18 protein-coding genes are annotated in these 15,331 nt (G+C 68.2%); 1 reads left to right on the forward strand and 17 read right to left on the reverse strand.

Translation table 11 applies throughout. The annotated features are described in order from the left end of the window. Window positions 1-173 precede the first annotated feature (173 nt). From ABXJ52_RS19780 to ABXJ52_RS19790, 3 genes are all read right to left on the reverse strand, one after another. Window positions 174-866 (reverse strand): GAF and ANTAR domain-containing protein, encoded by a 693-nt coding sequence (locus ABXJ52_RS19780; protein WP_367043926.1) that lies wholly within the window; start codon window positions 864-866, stop codon window positions 174-176. Window positions 867-947: 81 nt separating this feature from the next. Continuing rightward, complete coding sequence (locus ABXJ52_RS19785; protein WP_367043927.1) at window positions 948-1,676, reverse strand: GAF and ANTAR domain-containing protein; 729 nt, start codon at window positions 1,674-1,676, stop codon at window positions 948-950. Then, on the reverse strand, window positions 1,673-2,416 hold the full coding sequence (locus tag ABXJ52_RS19790; RefSeq protein WP_367043928.1) for an ANTAR domain-containing protein: 744 nt from the start codon (window positions 2,414-2,416) through the stop codon (window positions 1,673-1,675). Before ABXJ52_RS19790 ends, ABXJ52_RS19785 begins: the two co-directional genes overlap by 4 nt. 380 nt (window positions 2,417-2,796) lie before the next feature. Between ABXJ52_RS19790 and ABXJ52_RS19795 the strand changes: the two genes are divergently transcribed. Continuing rightward, window positions 2,797-3,534, forward strand: coding sequence for a GAF and ANTAR domain-containing protein (locus ABXJ52_RS19795; protein WP_367043929.1), 738 nt, complete (start codon window positions 2,797-2,799; stop codon window positions 3,532-3,534). 82 nt (window positions 3,535-3,616) lie between these two features. On the opposite strand, the gene ABXJ52_RS19800 is transcribed toward ABXJ52_RS19795, so the two are convergent. The 14 genes from ABXJ52_RS19800 to ABXJ52_RS19865 form a co-directional block, all read right to left on the reverse strand. Beyond that, window positions 3,617-4,003, reverse strand: a complete 387-nt coding sequence (locus tag ABXJ52_RS19800) for an STAS domain-containing protein (RefSeq protein WP_367043930.1) — start codon at window positions 4,001-4,003, stop codon at window positions 3,617-3,619. Between the two features lie 1,599 nt (window positions 4,004-5,602). Then, window positions 5,603-5,944 (reverse strand): UDP-N-acetylmuramoylalanyl-D-glutamate--2,6-diaminopimelate ligase, encoded by a 342-nt coding sequence (locus ABXJ52_RS19805; RefSeq protein ID WP_367043931.1) that lies wholly within the window; start codon window positions 5,942-5,944, stop codon window positions 5,603-5,605. Next, the gene (locus ABXJ52_RS19810; RefSeq protein ID WP_367049136.1) at window positions 5,941-6,468 is read right to left on the reverse strand and encodes a C39 family peptidase; all 528 of its coding nucleotides are present in this window, start codon (window positions 6,466-6,468) and stop codon (window positions 5,941-5,943) included. Before ABXJ52_RS19810 ends, ABXJ52_RS19805 begins: the two co-directional genes overlap by 4 nt. A 36-nt stretch (window positions 6,469-6,504) precedes the next feature. Then, window positions 6,505-7,596, reverse strand: coding sequence for an ATP-grasp domain-containing protein (locus ABXJ52_RS19815; RefSeq protein WP_367043932.1), 1,092 nt, complete (start codon window positions 7,594-7,596; stop codon window positions 6,505-6,507). Beyond that, window positions 7,593-8,393: a diaminopimelate epimerase gene (gene dapF, locus ABXJ52_RS19820; protein WP_367043933.1), complete on the reverse strand. Its 801-nt coding sequence runs from the start codon at window positions 8,391-8,393 to the stop codon at window positions 7,593-7,595. The genes ABXJ52_RS19815 and dapF overlap by 4 nt, the downstream gene beginning before the upstream one ends. Before the next feature lie 61 nt (window positions 8,394-8,454). Then, a complete protein-coding gene (locus ABXJ52_RS19825; RefSeq protein ID WP_367043934.1) occupies window positions 8,455-8,634 on the reverse strand; it encodes a hypothetical protein in 180 nt (59 codons plus the stop codon). Window positions 8,635-8,780: 146 nt separating this feature from the next. After that, entirely contained in the window at window positions 8,781-9,149 is a 369-nt protein-coding gene (locus ABXJ52_RS19830; RefSeq protein ID WP_367043935.1) for a hypothetical protein, read from the reverse strand. 167 nt (window positions 9,150-9,316) lie between these two features. After that, window positions 9,317-9,505 (reverse strand): hypothetical protein, encoded by a 189-nt coding sequence (locus ABXJ52_RS19835; RefSeq protein WP_367043936.1) that lies wholly within the window; start codon window positions 9,503-9,505, stop codon window positions 9,317-9,319. Window positions 9,506-9,802: 297 nt separating this feature from the next. After that, window positions 9,803-10,648 (reverse strand): helix-turn-helix transcriptional regulator, encoded by an 846-nt coding sequence (locus ABXJ52_RS19840; protein ID WP_150215421.1) that lies wholly within the window; start codon window positions 10,646-10,648, stop codon window positions 9,803-9,805. Between the two features lie 27 nt (window positions 10,649-10,675). Beyond that, window positions 10,676-11,188, reverse strand: a complete 513-nt coding sequence (locus ABXJ52_RS19845) for a DUF6879 family protein (RefSeq protein ID WP_367043937.1) — start codon at window positions 11,186-11,188, stop codon at window positions 10,676-10,678. Continuing rightward, window positions 11,166-11,393, reverse strand: coding sequence for a hypothetical protein (locus ABXJ52_RS19850; RefSeq protein ID WP_367043938.1), 228 nt, complete (start codon window positions 11,391-11,393; stop codon window positions 11,166-11,168). Before ABXJ52_RS19850 ends, ABXJ52_RS19845 begins: the two co-directional genes overlap by 23 nt. 166 nt (window positions 11,394-11,559) lie before the next feature. Further along, on the reverse strand, window positions 11,560-13,260 hold the full coding sequence (locus ABXJ52_RS19855; RefSeq protein ID WP_367043939.1) for a mobilization protein: 1,701 nt from the start codon (window positions 13,258-13,260) through the stop codon (window positions 11,560-11,562). 4 nt (window positions 13,261-13,264) lie between these two features. Next, window positions 13,265-13,696, reverse strand: coding sequence for a plasmid mobilization relaxosome protein MobC (mobC, locus tag ABXJ52_RS19860; RefSeq protein ID WP_367043940.1), 432 nt, complete (start codon window positions 13,694-13,696; stop codon window positions 13,265-13,267). A 295-nt stretch (window positions 13,697-13,991) separates the two neighbouring features. Continuing rightward, a complete protein-coding gene (locus tag ABXJ52_RS19865; protein ID WP_367043941.1) occupies window positions 13,992-14,972 on the reverse strand; it encodes a DUF2637 domain-containing protein in 981 nt (326 codons plus the stop codon). Window positions 14,973-15,331 lie beyond the last annotated feature (359 nt).

Raw genomic sequence — 15,331 nt, forward strand, 5'->3', positions numbered from 1 at the left:
CCCAGCTCAGAGGCATGGACCGGATCGGTCCCGCGTGGTGTGGAAGGGGCTCCGGGAGCAAGCCGGCTCCCATTTGGCTCCCAGCGTGCTTGTGTAGGGTTCGCGCCACCACACGTCAGGCCGATCTTGCGGTGGCCGTTCTGGTGGCTTACCGCTGTGGTGTCTGGCTGGTGCTAGTCGAGTTGGTGGGTGTTGATGACCTGTTCCGCTGTGTGCATCAGGGGCTGGTTGTGGCTGAAGGCGTGGGCGCGTAGGCGGGCCAGGGCGTCTTCGGGGGTGAGCCCGTCCTTGGCTGCGAGGACACCGGCGGCCATGTGGACGGTAGGGGGGTAGCCCTGGGGTCCGCGCTGGGTGGGCCGGGAATGGCTGGTGAGCAGGTGAGGGTGCTCCTCCAGGGCGAGCAGGGCCAGAATGCGGGCGTAGGCACTGGCCTGCGCCTTCTGGGCGGGGCTGAACGGGATGGGTTCGATGCGGTAGAGGTCCATGGCGCCGATGGCGAGGGCGCCGATCGTCAGGGGAAGTGCCAGAACGCTGCGGGCACCCTGTTCGCTCGCCATGGGCGCGTAGGCGGGCCAGCGGTCGGCCGTGTGGCTCAGGTCCACGGCGTCGACGGGGGCCCGGCGGGTGTAGGCATCCGTGCACGGTCCCTCGCCGGTGACCAGCTGGGCGTCCTCCACACTCCGGGCGCGCTCGTCGGTGGCGGTGGCCAGCAGGCGCAGTTCTCCGGCGACCACGAGGGTGGCTCCGGCGAAGTCGGCTTCCACGTCGTCGGCGCATGCCTGGCAGGCGACGGCGAGGGTGATGCCGCCGGTGTGAGCGGCGGCGCTGATGCGCTGCCAGGCTGCGGTGTGGTGGTCGTGGTCCACGAGGTGTCCCTGTGCCGGGGTGGCGGGAGGGACACGTCCTTCCGCCGGGGTCTGGGGCGGGTTCCTGGCCGGGGTGCGCGGTCAGGGGTGTTGGATGGCGGAGGAGTCGATGGAGCCGTCGATGAGTTGTTTGCAGAGCCCGGCCAGGGTCTGCTGGTGAGCTCGGGCGTGTTGGCGCAGGGCGTCGAATGCCTCGTCGAGGGTGGTCTGCCAGCGTTCGGCGAGGATTCCCTTGGCCTGTTCGATGACGATGCGGCTGGAGAGGGCGGCCCGCAGCTGGGCCCGCTCGATGTTGCCGTGCACGACGGTGCGGTGCTGCAGGATGGCGATGGTGGCCACGTCAGCCAGCGCCTGTGCCACCCGCGCGTCACCGTCGCTGAGTTTCTGTTCACGGGAATCGAAGAGATTCATCGCTCCCACGACCTTTTGGCGCAGTCGCATGGGCAGGGCGTGGGTGGTGGCGTATCCGGCCTGGCGGGCGCGTTCGGTGAAGAGGGGGAAGGCAGCTGTCTCCTCGGAGGACTTCAGGGAGATGTTGAAGCGGGCGGTGCCGGTGCGGTGGCATTCCACGCAGGGTCCCTGGTCGGCCTGGAGGGCGAAGAGTTCCAGCAGCCGGGTGTGTTCGTCCGATGCGGCGATCAGCTGCAGGCCGCCGGCGGGGTCGGCGAGCATGACTCCCACGGCGGAGACGTCGAGCAACTCGTTGCACCGGTCGCACAGTTGGTGCAGGAAGTCGATCAGGTCGAAGTCGTCGACAAGAGTGTCCACGGCATCGACCATGGCCGCCAGTAGTTGTTCTTCACGTGTCATGGCCCTTCAGTCCCTTCACCGGCAGGATCGTCCGGCCCGTTTTCATCATCGTGGAAGGCCAACCGCCTGGCCAGCACGTCCTCGGCTACCTCCACCACGGAACGCCCGTGCCGGTAGGCGTGGGCGCGCAGCCGCAGGAGGGCTTGGGCGAGCGAGACCCCGGCCTGGACGCTGACCATGCCACTGGCCTGGTGAACGGCCGCCCGGTAAAAGTCCGAGGAGTCGGCGGCGGTGGCGAAAGCTTCCTGTTGTGGACCGCTCTCCAGCAGGAGGGCGGTCAAAGCGTTGGCCACCAGGGATGTGTCGGTCATCGCGGCGTCCGGGAGCGGACCCGGCGCCATGCGTTGCAGAGTCATCGTGCCCAGGCAGGCCGACCCGACGGCGAGCGGAAAGCAGAAGATGGCGCCGATGCCCAGCGCCGTGGCCTCGGGCAGCAGCACGGGCCACCGGTCGGCCGACACGCGCGAGAGGTCCGCCACCAGGACGGGCCGGCAGGAGACGGCCACTTCGAGTGCCGGTCCCTGCCCCAGGGTGAACTGCAGATCCTCCAGCCTCGTGCTGGCGCCTGCCGTGGACCACAGCAGTTCGCTCAGGCCGTCGTCGATGGTCGCGGAGACGGCGATGCCGTCTACGAGCAGAGCCTGGGCGCACAGCTTCGGGTCGGCACCGATCAGACTCGTCTCACCGGAGGAGGGATGCAGGCTCTGCAGCACGTAAGCCAGGTCACTGTCGGTGCCCACTGCTCTCACCTCCCGTTGAGACCTCAGGAGGGCCTCCGCGGCGCAGAGGACGAACTGACGACGACTCCAGTCTAGGGAGCTTTCCGCTGCGTGTCGCTCTCCTCCCCGTTTCGATGTCGCGAACGGCGAGGCGGCCGATTTCCTCCGCAGGCCCCGTGGGCTGAGCGGGTGGGGAGCCGGATTGCCGCGGACGCCGCTGACGCGCGGCGAGGCGTACGGTGGAGACACAGGCTGCCCGAAGGCGACGCTGCTCGCCCACCACACACCTGACATTGGCTTCCGATCCGGGGCAGCATCGGCGGTGAATGCCGGAGTTCGGACGCCACAATGACCGCTCACCTCATGGCCGCCTGCCTGCCCGCTTCCGCACGGAGTCCCCGGTGACGGCCGCCCGGCGGGAGGCCATCGTCCTCGCCGCCCGCTACACAGGACACGCAGAACCCGGACTGCGCATCGGCGAGGCGTGCCGGATGGCCCTGCACAGCGCGTACTCCGTGGGGCTCACCCTGGCGGTCGATGCCGCCTTGGCGCAGCGGGTATCGCTCTGCGCGGTCGGCCCGCTGGCCCGCAAGGGCGAGGAACTGCAGATCAGCCTCGGAGAAGGTCCCTGCGTACAGGCCCTGAGCCAGCGCGGTCAGGTCTTGGTCGACGATCTCGACGACCAGGAAGCCACCCGGCACTGGCCCGTCTTCGCCCAACAGGCCACGGCACACTACATCCGCGCCGCCTACGCCCTGCCGATCCTCAACGGCGGCGACCCGGTCCGGCAGGCCGGCCTCGCCCTCACCCTCTACCGCCACCGCCCCGGCCCGATCTCCGACGCCGACCTGCACATTGCACAGGACCACGCCGCCGCCGCGGACCTCCTGCTCCTCGCCACGCCCGTGCCGACCGAGGACGAACTCGTCCACGCCTGGCTCCTGCCCGCGGACGCCGTGGTCCACCAGGCCATCGGCATGATCAGCTACCGCCACTCCCTCACCACCGGCCAAGCCCTCGCCCTGCTCCGCGCCCACGCCCACACCCAGACAACGACCCTCTCCGCTCTGGCCCATGCCGTCGTCGACGACCACGTCACCCTCGGAGATCCGCCTTCCTCCGACGGCGCGGATAACTGACAGAGCTGACAGATCTCGCACCTGACGCGGGCATGACGGGCAGAGGCTGCTGACAGGCTCCTTACCCGGAGGTGGGAGCGTGCTAAATCGTGGAAACGGGTTTGAAGAGCGTATTGAGCCCGGCCGCCTTGATAATCCGGAGGTGCCACGGCCGGGTGCAGACCACTGTCATGTGGCCACCGTGTTTGAGGGCCCTGCGTCGCGTCCGGCAGAGCAGGGAGAGCGCGGAACAGTCGAAGAATTCCACCGCCCGCAGGTCCACGACCACCTGGGCGCCCTGCGACGCGGTGGCTGCGTCGACGTGCACCTGAACACCCGGGGCGCTACTCACATCGATCGCTCCGCAGAACTCGACCACAGTGACCCCACGCCGACGATAACTGCGCGCGCACCGAAATGGATCCGGCAGACCCGCAGACCCGAAATTGCTGCGCAGATCCGAGTTTGAGTGTGCGTCGCTTATACCCATGACACTTCCTGAAGTGAGCCCCCCAGGGGACGGGAGCGTGCCGCCGGTGGACCGTCACCGAGGGCTAGGGCAACGCCTAACTACCGTACGGAGAAGAGGTGATGCAGAAACGTCCATGCGCCCCGACGGCCGCTCGTGCGGGTGAATGGCGCAGAATCGGGTTGACATGGCGATCTACTTAGGCGGTCTGACGCAAGGTTTGTAGGCGGCTGTTCCAACCGACCGGCATGCCGGACGGCGAGCTGCCCGAAAGGCCCCCTATCGCGGATGACCACGGAGCCATACCCTGACCTCAGATGAAGGGTTCACGTGCCGTCACTGAGCGCGAGATCCCCTCAGGCTCCCAGCCCCCGAGCCGGAACAGCACAGAGGCCCGGCTGGAGCCGTATCGCCGACAACACGGCTCCAGCCTCTGCCCTCCTGGCAAGCTGGGGTACTCCCGCATCCCCGCCCCCGGTAGGGCCCTCGTGAGGATGCGGCGGAGGGGAGCCCCGCATCCTCACGCTTGGGGTTCCCGGCCGCGCACTGGTGGGGCACCCCAAGCCAGCCTCAACGGCTGGCATGCCGCAAGTTTCCCGCCGCAGGAGGCCACTTACTCGGTTCCGGAGATACCTCATCGAAGAATGTGGCTGACCTAACCGGTAGTTCAGTACGAGGGCGTGCCGTCTGAGACGGCACGCCACTGAGGGGAGCGTTCGTCGGCTTCTGCGACATCTCCCTGGAGGGCGTCGACGCTGACCATGGCGCGAAGCCCAAACGGTTCAACCGGCTTCGTGGATCATGGGCACGCCCCCGTGCCCTCCCCCGACTCACCATGGACACCCGCCGCCCCCGTTCCCGCTGCGACCTCCGTCTGTCCGCCATGGGTGATCTGCCACATGGCGGCGGCCGCCGTTCGGCGGCGGCCGCATGCCAGGCGGAACGGTTACTCCCGCCGTCATCTCCGCAGGGCATTCCCTTTTCAGCAGTCCGGAGGCGTGGAAACCCGGTACTGCCCTGGGGGGACGACCGGGCCTGTTTGCCTCCGCGGGAGTGAAGGCGGGCCCGGCACTTGGGCCGCAGGCTCGCTCTGCTGCGGGAAGAAGCCTCAACCGCCGCACCCGACCGGCGCGGGGAGGCCGCACCACCAACCTAGCCCCGTCTGGGCGGCAAAGCTCCAGGAAAACCGAGACTGACACACACCATCAGGCCAGCTATAGATCACCCGAACCTGGGCTTACACGGGTTCAGCCACAGGCACATCGTGGACGAGCTGCCAGTCGGCGAGACGGCTCGGTTCCGGGGGCCCTGCCGCAGTGGGACTGGCAGAGTCCGGTGCTTTCCGGTGCGCGGCCGCCATCCCTCAGTCGGGGCAAGCCCACGGAAGGCGTTGCGGATGGCCGTGAAGGACGGTCTCGGGTGTAGTACAGCTTGTCGGTCAGCAGTGCGACCCACGGCCGCGGACCGGGCGAGATTCACATGCCGGCGTCGGTGAACCTGTCGTGGACCCAGACGTCTTCGACGAGGGCAGGGCAGGGATGCCAGGGCCAGCCCCGGCCAGCTGGGTGGGCTCTACCACCGAAGCCATTCGACAGCGAGTGGCCCTCAGACCGGAACTCGTCAGAGCCCGGTGACGGGCTGTCCGGTGAGAGCTTGGGCGACCTGCCACAACATGCCGCCCCGTGACGCCTTCGTCAGGACCACGTCACCGGGGCGGAGGACGGAATCGACGTAGGCCGCGGCGGTTGCGTTGTCGGCGACGATCGCCACGTCTGGTACTCCCGATGCGCCAGCCGCGAGAGCGAGTTGCTTCGCGAGGTCCCCGCCGACTGCCACGACGAGATCGACGCCGTTCTCGCCGGCCATCCGTCCTACTGCCCTGTGGGCCTCCAGGGCTTCGTCGCCCAGTTCCAGCATTTCTCCGAGCACGGCGATCCTCCGGCCGCCCTCTGCTTCGGTCATGAGGACGCTCCGTTGCGATTGAGGGGCGCGAACGTGATGGCTCGGCCGGTGTAGGAGTGCGCGACCCGGCTCAGGGGGACCCTGTCGTTGCTCTGTCCCCACGCGGAGGGGTCGCGGATGAAGATGGTCGGGTCCGTCCCGTCCTCGTAGCCGCGCGCGAGGACAAGATGGCCACCAGCTCGGCCGTCGTTGGGGAACTGCTCGGTCACCGACATGATCAGCGGGGCTTCTTCGAGGCGGGCGACCAGGCTTTCTGCCGCGATTGGTTCGGCTCGGGCAGGAACTCCGAGGTCGGTTGCCAGGTTGGCGATGCCGGCATGTAGCGCTCCACGTGGGGTCAACACCTCATGTTTGACCGCGAGCTTCAGCAGTTCCGTGACTGTTGGTGCTTCACGGCCGTAAGCGAGCAGGATCATTCTCAGTGACGCCAGGCCGCACGCCCGGTTGGACCACTCGGCCCGGTCTCCCAGTGCCCACCCTCCGTGGAGATCCCATTCGGCGGGAGCGATGAGCTGTCGGCACATGGGGACGTCGTGGACGCGTGGCACAGCGGCGTGCTCCTACGGAGAGACGGCAGCCTCCCGTGTCGGAGTGGAGCCGGCGAACGCGGGAGTGGGCAGGGGCACATCGTATGGCGGGCGGGCCAGGGCCTCGTGGAGCATCGCCAGCACGATGTCTGTGTGCGTGAGCCCGACCATGGCCCCGCCTACGGCGAAGTTGCTGTCCCGCGACATGCCCGGCGTCGTGTTGACCTCCAGCGCGTGCACCTGGTCGGTCGCGGTGAGGATGAAGTCCACCCGAGCGGAGCCGCGCAGGGCCATCCCCTCCCACATTGCCTTGGCATAGCCGGTGATCTCGGCCAGCAGCGCGGGCTTCAGGTCGGCGGCCCTGACCGTTACAGCGCCTCTGGAGTCCGCATCGAGCTTCGTATCGGCGTCGTAGAAGTCAGCGTCAGTGACTTCGGTAGCCAGTGGCGGGCAGACGAGTACCGCGCCTCCGGGCAGCTCCAGCAGTCCTACGGTGAGAGGGATGCCGGGAACGTAGTCCTCGACCAGTACGGGATCTCCCTCATCGCGGGCAGCGTCCGCCAGCGCCAGCGGAAGGGCTGCCTGGCTGCGGACCAGGCTCATGCCCACGCTGGAACCGCCGAAGGGCGGCTTGACCATCACGGGTGTCCCGGTCCAGTCCGCGGGGCCTCCTGACCACACCCACCAGCCGGGTGTGGGGACGCCCAGGCTCTCCATCACCCGCTTGCAGAGAACCTTGTCGGCAGCCACCGCCGAGGCGGCGACGCCGCTTCCGCAGTAGGGGATGCGGATGTAGTCCAGGAGCCCTTGCAGGCGTCCGTCCTCGCCGAACGGGCCGTGGAGGTTCGAGAGGGCCACGTCGTATCCGGCCAGTTCTGGGATGAACGTCGGCTCGCACGGGTCCAGGACCTTCCACCGGGCGCCGATCTCCTCCAGTGCCCCGGACAGGGCTGTCACCGAGCGCTGTTCCACGGGACACTTCGAGTGGTAGAGCCGATCCTCAAGGCTGACCGGTCCGTATACCAGGGCGACTCCGAGCCCCTGCCGGTCCTGCTGCCAGTCGCGAAGCGCTTGGGTCGCCTGCTGCACGGTCCTGCCGGAGCTGGTATCCAGGAAGAGCGTCATGCGAGTACCCCTTCGAAAGTGTGGGTGACGGGGCCGCCGACCCACTGCGTGCGTGTCGGCCGGTCCGGGTGCGGGCGTACCGTCAGCGGCTCCCCGGCCTGGTTGTGGACGGTGACGGTGCGCTGGGCCACAAGCCCGCGCATGTTGGCGATGACGACGGCCGCGACCGCTCCGCTGCCGCAGGACAGCGTTTCGGCTTCCACGCCGCGCTCGTAGGTGCGGATCCTCAGCTCTTGGCTGCCGGCGGACTGGACGAAGTTGACGTTCGTGCCGAGCGGGGCAAGGTCGGCATGGTGGCGGATGAGACGGCCGACCGTGGCGGTGTCGATGGCGTCCACGTCATCCACGACCGCGACGACGTGTTCAGTGCCGGTGTACGCGCTGTCGAACCACGTCGGCCTGCTGTTGATGACCGCCTGAACACGCCGCGGGTGGACAGCGCCGACTTCGGCCGAGACCCACACGGCGTCATCATCTACGACGGCCTCGTGCGTCACTCCGGCCATGAGGAGGCCCATCGCCGTGAGGCCGTGGTCCTGGCGCGCCAGCCACGCGGTACAACGCAGGGCGTTGCCGCACATGGTCGCGGTCGAACCATCCGCGTTGAAGCACGCGACTTCGAGCAGGGCGGGATCCGTGCTGATCAGCCTGCTGATGACTAGGCCGTCAGCACCCACGCCGGTCCTTCTGGCACAGAGCTGTTCGGCCTCCTTCGCCCAGTCGTTGTCGCTCTCCGGCGCGGGGTCGGAGAGGAAGACGAAGTCGTTCCCCGCTCCGTGGATCTTGCGAAAGCGCATGGCGAAGCTCCTCATTCCGGTGAGGTGACGGCTCTGCGTTGGTATGAAGGGGCTGGCGGAATTAGGCGAGTTCGATGGGCCGATACGTGATCGTCGACTGCCTCATGACCCATGGAGGGTGCCCGTCAAAGATCAGAACCCGCTGCGCTGCGGTGCCGGCGGCCCGCATGTCCTGGACCCGCAGGAACATGCCGTCGAGGTGCACGAAATCGCCGATGTGGACGTCGCTTGGCGGTCGCAAGCCGGCAGTGGTGCCGAGCGGCGCCGGTAGGGGTGTCGAGTCAGTACTTCGCCGCTCGTACATTCAGCCCCTCCAAATGGCTAGCAGCAGCGCGCCGCCCAATGACAAAAGGCTGGCTACGTACGCGACCTGTTCTCTACGGGGGCTCATGCGGCGCCGCCCAGGTGGACATGGAGGCGCTCGCGCACCGATGGGATGCCGATCTCGGCGATGGGCACCCAGGCCGCCGCGCCGGTCTCGATCATGGTCGAGAGGATGGCCCCCGAGTGGGCGCGGAAGAGGTACCGGAAGCCGACCCTGATGCGGGGGCCGTACTCGCGTGCGGCCCTGGTGACGTCCACCAGGAAGGGCCCCTCGCTGCCGGGCTCCGTCCAGACGTCGCGGATACCGGTTTCTTCGGCCAGCAAGCGCAAGGCCGCCCCGCTGAGTGAGTCGTCCTGGGCCTCTGGGGCCAGCTCGGCGAGGGAGTAGCCGCCCCCGTGCCGCAGGGACAGAACACGGCGAAGCTCGTCCACGATGACCGCCCCAGCCATAACCAGCGGGCAACGGGCGTTATGGCGACAGGACCCATGCTGTGCGTGATCACGCACAGCGTCGTACAAGGGCATGAGGGCCATCGACTCGGCAGGGTGCTCGTGGATGTAGTGCGCGAGCTCCTTCACGATCTGGTCGTCTCTGATGCTCACGGGGCGCCCAGCCCGTTGTGCTGGGTGTAGATCCACAGCAGCCGTCGCGTGAGCTGGGCGCTGTCTCGGAGATAGATGAAGGCGCCGAACGAAGGGGTCTCCGCGGTCGGACGACTCGTGTAGTCGACGAGCTGGCGGCCCCGGTGGAGCAGCTCCTGTACGCCCTCGTCCTCTGCTGCTCCCAAGTCCTCAACAAGGAGTCGGTTGAGGTGCCCAAGGATGACTGACGTGGACCCGTCCATTTCTTGACGGGTGGAGGTGGCCATCTGCATGGCGAGGACCATGTTCGTGCTGACGGAGATCGTCTCTACATCGACCAGAGGAACTCCGGTTTCAGCGCTGCCGGTTGCGCTCGGTTGCTTGCCTCTACTTGCCACAGTCATCACCGCTTCGCCCTCCGGTGCACGTATTCCAGCCGTGCCAGTAACGCTAGGAAGGGCGATGGCAAGGGCTCTACGAATGTGCCGGAACTTGCCAGGGAATCACCTGAGCGATGCGATGGCCGCCGTAATCAGCTCGCGCGCCTTGACTCCGTACACAGCCAGCTCAGCCAGGTCGGTGAACGTCTGGGCGTACAGAGCGATTTCATGCTTCTGCGTAATGGTGAGATGAGCCGATACGAGTTCCACCTGGACGGTGTGGTCGTCGAAGAGGAAGAAGCCTTCGCACGGCCACAGGGCAGAGCGGTCGGCGTCTTCGGGGATGATGCCGATACTTACCGAAGGCAGAGCGGCAGCGCTCAGCAGGTAGCCGAGTTGACCGGCCAATACCTCGGTTCCACCGATGCGCTTCCGAAGTGCCGACTCTTCCAGGAGGATCGCGAATCGATGGCTGCCGTACACGATCTCCTGCTTGTCGACCCGAACTTTCACGGCCTCCGGAACATCGTTGATGAGCCCGCGTCGGCTTTGGATGGAGGTCAGCAGAGCGTTGATGTACGAGGCGGTTTGTACGGGGCCCGGGACCAGCGCGTGTGAGTAGATCCGGAAGCGCTCGGTGCGTTCCCACAGGGGCAGCACGGACTCCTGCGCCTGCTTGAGGCCGGAGCGCTCCATCTTGCGCCAATCGACGTACATGCCGTCGATTCCGCGGGCAGTGGAGACAAGATCCTCGGCAGTGTCGGCTGCACCGCAGGCCGAAGCCCAGCCTCGGAGGTCGGCCTCGGAGGGGGCGCGCGTGCCGCTCTCGAAGCGTGAGCATTTTGACTCGTGCCAGCCCAGGAGAGCGGCCAACGCCCGCTTGGTGAGTCCGGCGTCATTCCGGATCTCGCGCAGGCGTTGGCCGAGGGCCCTACGCGCTTCCTGGACACTCGAAGATGGCGAGGTCATATCGCTGAGACGGTGCTATTCGCTGCGTCAGAGCGGCCGGAACTCGGCATGCGGCGTCGCGTGTTGCCAGACGGCCTCGAAGGCTGCTTCGCAGAACTTCGCCAAGTCCGGGGATTCACTTAGCTCCAGCTCCAAGTTCTCACCCTCGCCGTCGAAATGGTTGACGAGGACGAGCTGGGAGTCGAACAGCCAGAAGTCGTTACCAGGCAGAGCAATGTCGGTGGCGGCGCGGCGGGACAGCCATCGAACCTCCTCACCGGCAGCGATGTTGAGCCCGTCAGTCACCTCGTACTCGAAGCGGATGTACTCGCTGATGGGCGTGGAGGCGATTCGTGCCCGGCGGACCTCGACACCTCGCGATGTCGCGGCCGTGACCAGTGTGTGCCAATCGGCCCAGCGCTCGACAGGATCGAGTGACTTGCCGGCGCTCCAGTCGATGAACGCCGGGTCCGACTTCATGTAGGCGTCGCGCATCTCCAGATGAACAGCCGTCCTCTGGCAACCGCGGAACAGATCCTCAAACGTCGGGACCGTCGTCACCCTTCACCTCCAAGAAGAACTGCACCATGCGCCGAGGGATCTCCACCACTGACTCGTGGCCCGGAAGGTCCATCTCGCTGAGGCGCTCCTCGTCGAGAACCGTCACGCCCTGGACAAGGTAGGTGTTCTTCACGTCGTCCAGGTAGATCGTGGGGGAGCCCCCACTCGGGCTTTCCGGGTCCTTGCCGAGCTTGATCAGAGCCATGATGTCCACCTCCGTTGAAGGTAACGATCGCTGTGCCGGAGCTTGCCCCCATCTCCGGCTCTGGACGAGGAACTTGCCAGAACTTGCCAGAAGAACGGTGCTCATGGGGAGCAGGCTGGCGTGGATCGGCCCGTTGGCGGCCGGATTGGCATGAGCGCTGCCGCAATCAGCGTCGCCGTGCGGGCGGCGGCTGCGGCGCCGGAGTAGGTGTCGAAGCGGGCGCGGGGGCGGTGGGGCGTTGTGTGGTGCTGCGGAACCTTGCTGCCTGTGCTCGGGGACCAGACGCGTGGCGTTCGCCGAGGCGGCGGATGCGCCAGGTCAGCGTGCGGGCGGGGCTGTGGGCGTCGTCCAAGGTGCGCTGGCCGAGTGCATGGTCGAGGACGGTGGTTGCGCTGTGCCCGGCTGCCTCCGCTTCGGCGAGCACGGTGGTGAGTGCTTCCCAGGCGGGGTCGTTGAGGACGCGCTCGGCGTGCTCCGGCACCGCCTGCTGTAGGTGGTGGGCGAAGCGGCGCTTCATCTGGGGGCTCGGGGCGCGTTGCGCGAGGCCGGCCAGGACCGGCTCGACGACCTGTGCGTACGCAACCTGTAGATGGATGAGGGCCTGTTCGGCTGCCGCTTCCTGTTGGGCGTGCTGGTGGGTGCGGTGCCAGTGCATCGCGAAGGCCACGGCGGTGAGCACGGTGTCCAGGAGCATCGCGATTCCGGCTCCGTCGCTGTCCGAGGGCCGGTCGCGCCAGATGGCTCGGACGCTGCGGCGCAGGACGCGGGTGCTGTCGAGGTCGGCTGCGATGCGGGAGCGAGTGGCGCGCTCGAAAGCGGCGGCGGCCTGTTCGAGTTGGCCCTTCACCGCGGCAGGTGCGTTGATCGGCAGCAGGTCCAGCGTCACGCCGAGTGCGACCAGTTGGCCTTGGGCGGTCTGGTCGTCGCTGTGGGTGAGGTGGTGGGGGATGCGGTCGGTGGCGGCGGTGGCCTGGTGCCACGGATCACCCGGCCGGACGGCGACAGGTTCGGGACTAGTGGTGGCGAGGCTCTTGCGGATCTTGGGCAGAGACAGGTCGGGCGCGAGCGTGGAGCCCGCGTAGAACACCGGCTCGCCCTTGTCGTTGGTGTCTCCGGGCAGGGCGAAATTGCAGCCGAGAGCCTCGCCGGAAGGGCCGAGCTTGAAGCGCACGGTCACGCCCGTGGCTTCCAGCAGGGCGAAGAACTCGGCCTCGTCGGACGCGGCGGCGACGGCGCGACGGACCCGCAGACGCAGGACATCGCGGGTTGCTGCGTCCTGACCCAGACGCTTGGCCTTGAAGTGCTCTTTGCTGGTGGGCCGCTTGGCACCGGTGCCGTCGCCCGGCTTCAACCGCCGCAGCCCGTAGTCGACTTCGATCTGGCGGGCCTCGCGCTGGACGGCCCGCTGGTCGTAGCCGCGCTCGGGGCGGCGGCCGTCCTGGCGCACGAGGGTGGCGGCGATGTGGATGTGGTCCTCGGCGTGTCGGACAGCCACCCAGCGGCAAGCGTCCTCGTCCCCGTCGGGAGCGATGCCGGCGGCGGCCACGATGCGGCGGGCGATGTTCGCCCACTGGGCGTCGGTGAGGATCGGGTCCTCGGGCGCGGCACGGACGGGACAGTGCCACACGGTGTCCTTGGGTGCCTTGTCGCCCAGCATCTTCACGGGCTGGTCGAGTTGCGCGACGAGCTGGGCCATCGCGTCCTTCGGATCGCGGTGAGGGCTGCGGCCGGGGTCGGGGGCGAAGCCGTTCCAGGAGGCCACGAGGTGCGGGTCGATGTGTTCGTTGGCGCGGCCCTTGCCGAAGAGATAGCCGATCGTGCGACGTGCGGCCTTTGGGCCCGAGCTGAGGATGATCTTGGGTATCACCCGCTCACCGCCCCTCAGTTACCTGGGCGATGGCGGTGTCCAGCTCGTCGACGGACGCCTCGACGCGGTCGAGGAGCTGTTGGACGGCGGCGGGGCGGGGCCAGGCGCCGTCCTTGTGGAGGCGCCAGGCGAGCTGATTGAGGTTGTTGCCAATCTGGCCGAGCTTCCCGTTGGCGGCCATGAGCGCCTTGATCATGGCGCGGTAGTCGGCGACCGACGCGGTGGGATCCTCGGCGCGGGCGGCGGCGAGCGAGCACTCGGCCACATAGCCACCGAGCGCCATGTGGCTCAGAGCGGCTGCGTTCTTTACGAGGGTGAACTCGTCGTCGTTGTAGCGGGGGTGGACGCGGTTCTCACGCAGCTGTTTGTCACGCAGGCGGCGGCGATGCACGGGCTTGCGCGACGTGGTGGTCAACGGCTGGTTGCTGGCCCCCATCTCGGTCGGCTCCCCTGGGCCGGCCGATTCCGGTGCCGCCTCGGCGCCGGATCCCTCCGCCCCCTTTGGGGCGGAGGCCGGGTAAGGACTCCTTACCCGACAACTTGCTGCGCGTGTGGCGGGGGTGATGGTCGCCTGGCGCTGAGCTGCGAGAGGGTCGTGGTGCGGGTCGTGCATAGGACGGAACTCCGTGGGGTGATGGTGTCGAGGACCTCGCTGCGTCTGGCTTCGGTGTCCCCGCGCTGCATCCCGAAGGGCGCGAGGTGGGCCGCGGGGATGAGGTGAACGTGGGGAATCAGGCGGCGTCGCCAGGCGCGATGGGTTCGTCCTGCTGGGAGGCGGCTTCGTTGAGTCCGTCGAGAGGCTCGGCCGCGAGGCCGTTGGACGCGATGGGCTCGGGCTTGCCGGTGCGCTCGGCCTGCAGCTGGTTACGCAGGACGCGGGCTCGCTTCTGGCCGATCCGTAGTTCGTTGCGCAGACGCTCGGCGGTCAGCTCGTCTTCGCTCCAGCCGGCGGTCCGGAGTCGGGCCTCGTCGAGGACTTCGGCGTCGGTGCGGGTGCGGGCGGTGGTCGACTTGGCGGCGGGGAGCCGACCGGTCGCCCGACGCGGGGCGGCTCCGGTCGACTGCGCTACAGCGGCCGACCGGACCGGTCGGGCAGCGGGGGCGGGGGCCGACTCGGCGGTCTCGGTCGGCCTCGTCACGGGCGCCTCGGCGACGTTCAGAGGGGTCGACTCGGTCAACTGCTCGGGGGCAGATTCGGCCTGGTCAGATGCCGACCGGGCAGCCTGCTCGTTGGCTTGCTGACCAGCCGACTGGGCGGAGGCCGCTTCGGCCGGGTCGGCCGACTCGGGGGTGTGGTGCAGCACCTTCGCCACGAGGTCCGATCCGAAGTAGATCGACCCGACCGGGAGCGAGGTCGCCAGCAGCACGAGGGCCCAGTTCGCGGGGTCCCAGTCGGTCAGTCGGCCCTGCTGGATCGACGTGGTGTGCAGGGCTGGAATGAGGCCGTGCACGTAGTTCAGCAGGAGGCTGGCGATCGCGTAGGCCGCCAGGACCCGCAGCGCGAACTTCCGGCCGGGACCGGTCAGCACGAGCGTGGCGATGAGCGCGAGGGCCATCAGCCCGTCCACCACGATCGGATAGAGCAGAGCGGCGGTGGAGTCTGCGCCGATGGCGCGGGCCACGTCGGACAGCGCGTTCCACGAGACGCGGAAGGCCATGAGGACGACGGCCACCAGGCCGATGACGAGGGCGAAGCGCCCTTTGCGGTTCACGTGCTGACCCCCAGTGGGTGCAGGTGCGGGGGTTCGGCGAGCGTCGCCGGGGTCGTCACGTTGGCGAGGGCCTCGTCCTGGGCGGCCGAGGATCAGGGCGACGCCTGTGCGGACGCCGCGTATGGCTGCCGGGGTGCTCGGGGCAGGGGAGTGCAAGGGGGCGGGCTCCAGGGGGAAAGTGGGGCTGTGGGGTGGGAGTGAGGGGCGTTCACGGAGGGAGCGTTCACGCGGGCCCCCTTCTAAAGGGGGCCCCGCGCGTGTACGCCTGGGCGCGTGAACGGCGTGGACGCTCGCGTGATCGCTTGACCTGCGGTTTCGCGGTGAGCGTGTGCGCTGTGAGCGGTCCACGGCGGTGTGCG

Origin of the sequence: Streptomyces sp. Je 1-332 (assembly GCF_040730185.1) — a bacterium.
In the GTDB taxonomy this organism is placed as follows: domain Bacteria; phylum Actinomycetota; class Actinomycetes; order Streptomycetales; family Streptomycetaceae; genus Streptomyces.

Coding starts and splice junctions, on each gene's coding strand:
- ABXJ52_RS19785 (WP_367043927.1), bottom strand. CDS start 1,676: ATGACACGTGAAGAACAACTACTGGCGGCCATGGTCGATGCCGTGGAC.
- ABXJ52_RS19800 (WP_367043930.1), bottom strand. CDS start 4,003: ATGGGTATAAGCGACGCACACTCAAACTCGGATCTGCGCAGCAATTTC.
- ABXJ52_RS19805 (WP_367043931.1), bottom strand. CDS start 5,944: ATGACCGAAGCAGAGGGCGGCCGGAGGATCGCCGTGCTCGGAGAAATG.
- ABXJ52_RS19810 (WP_367049136.1), bottom strand. CDS start 6,468: ATGTGCCGACAGCTCATCGCTCCCGCCGAATGGGATCTCCACGGAGGG.
- ABXJ52_RS19815 (WP_367043932.1), bottom strand. CDS start 7,596: ATGACGCTCTTCCTGGATACCAGCTCCGGCAGGACCGTGCAGCAGGCG.
- dapF (WP_367043933.1), bottom strand. CDS start 8,393: ATGCGCTTTCGCAAGATCCACGGAGCGGGGAACGACTTCGTCTTCCTC.
- ABXJ52_RS19840 (WP_150215421.1), bottom strand. CDS start 10,648: ATGACCTCGCCATCTTCGAGTGTCCAGGAAGCGCGTAGGGCCCTCGGC.
- ABXJ52_RS19850 (WP_367043938.1), bottom strand. CDS start 11,393: ATGGCTCTGATCAAGCTCGGCAAGGACCCGGAAAGCCCGAGTGGGGGC.
- mobC (WP_367043940.1), bottom strand. CDS start 13,696: ATGGGGGCCAGCAACCAGCCGTTGACCACCACGTCGCGCAAGCCCGTG.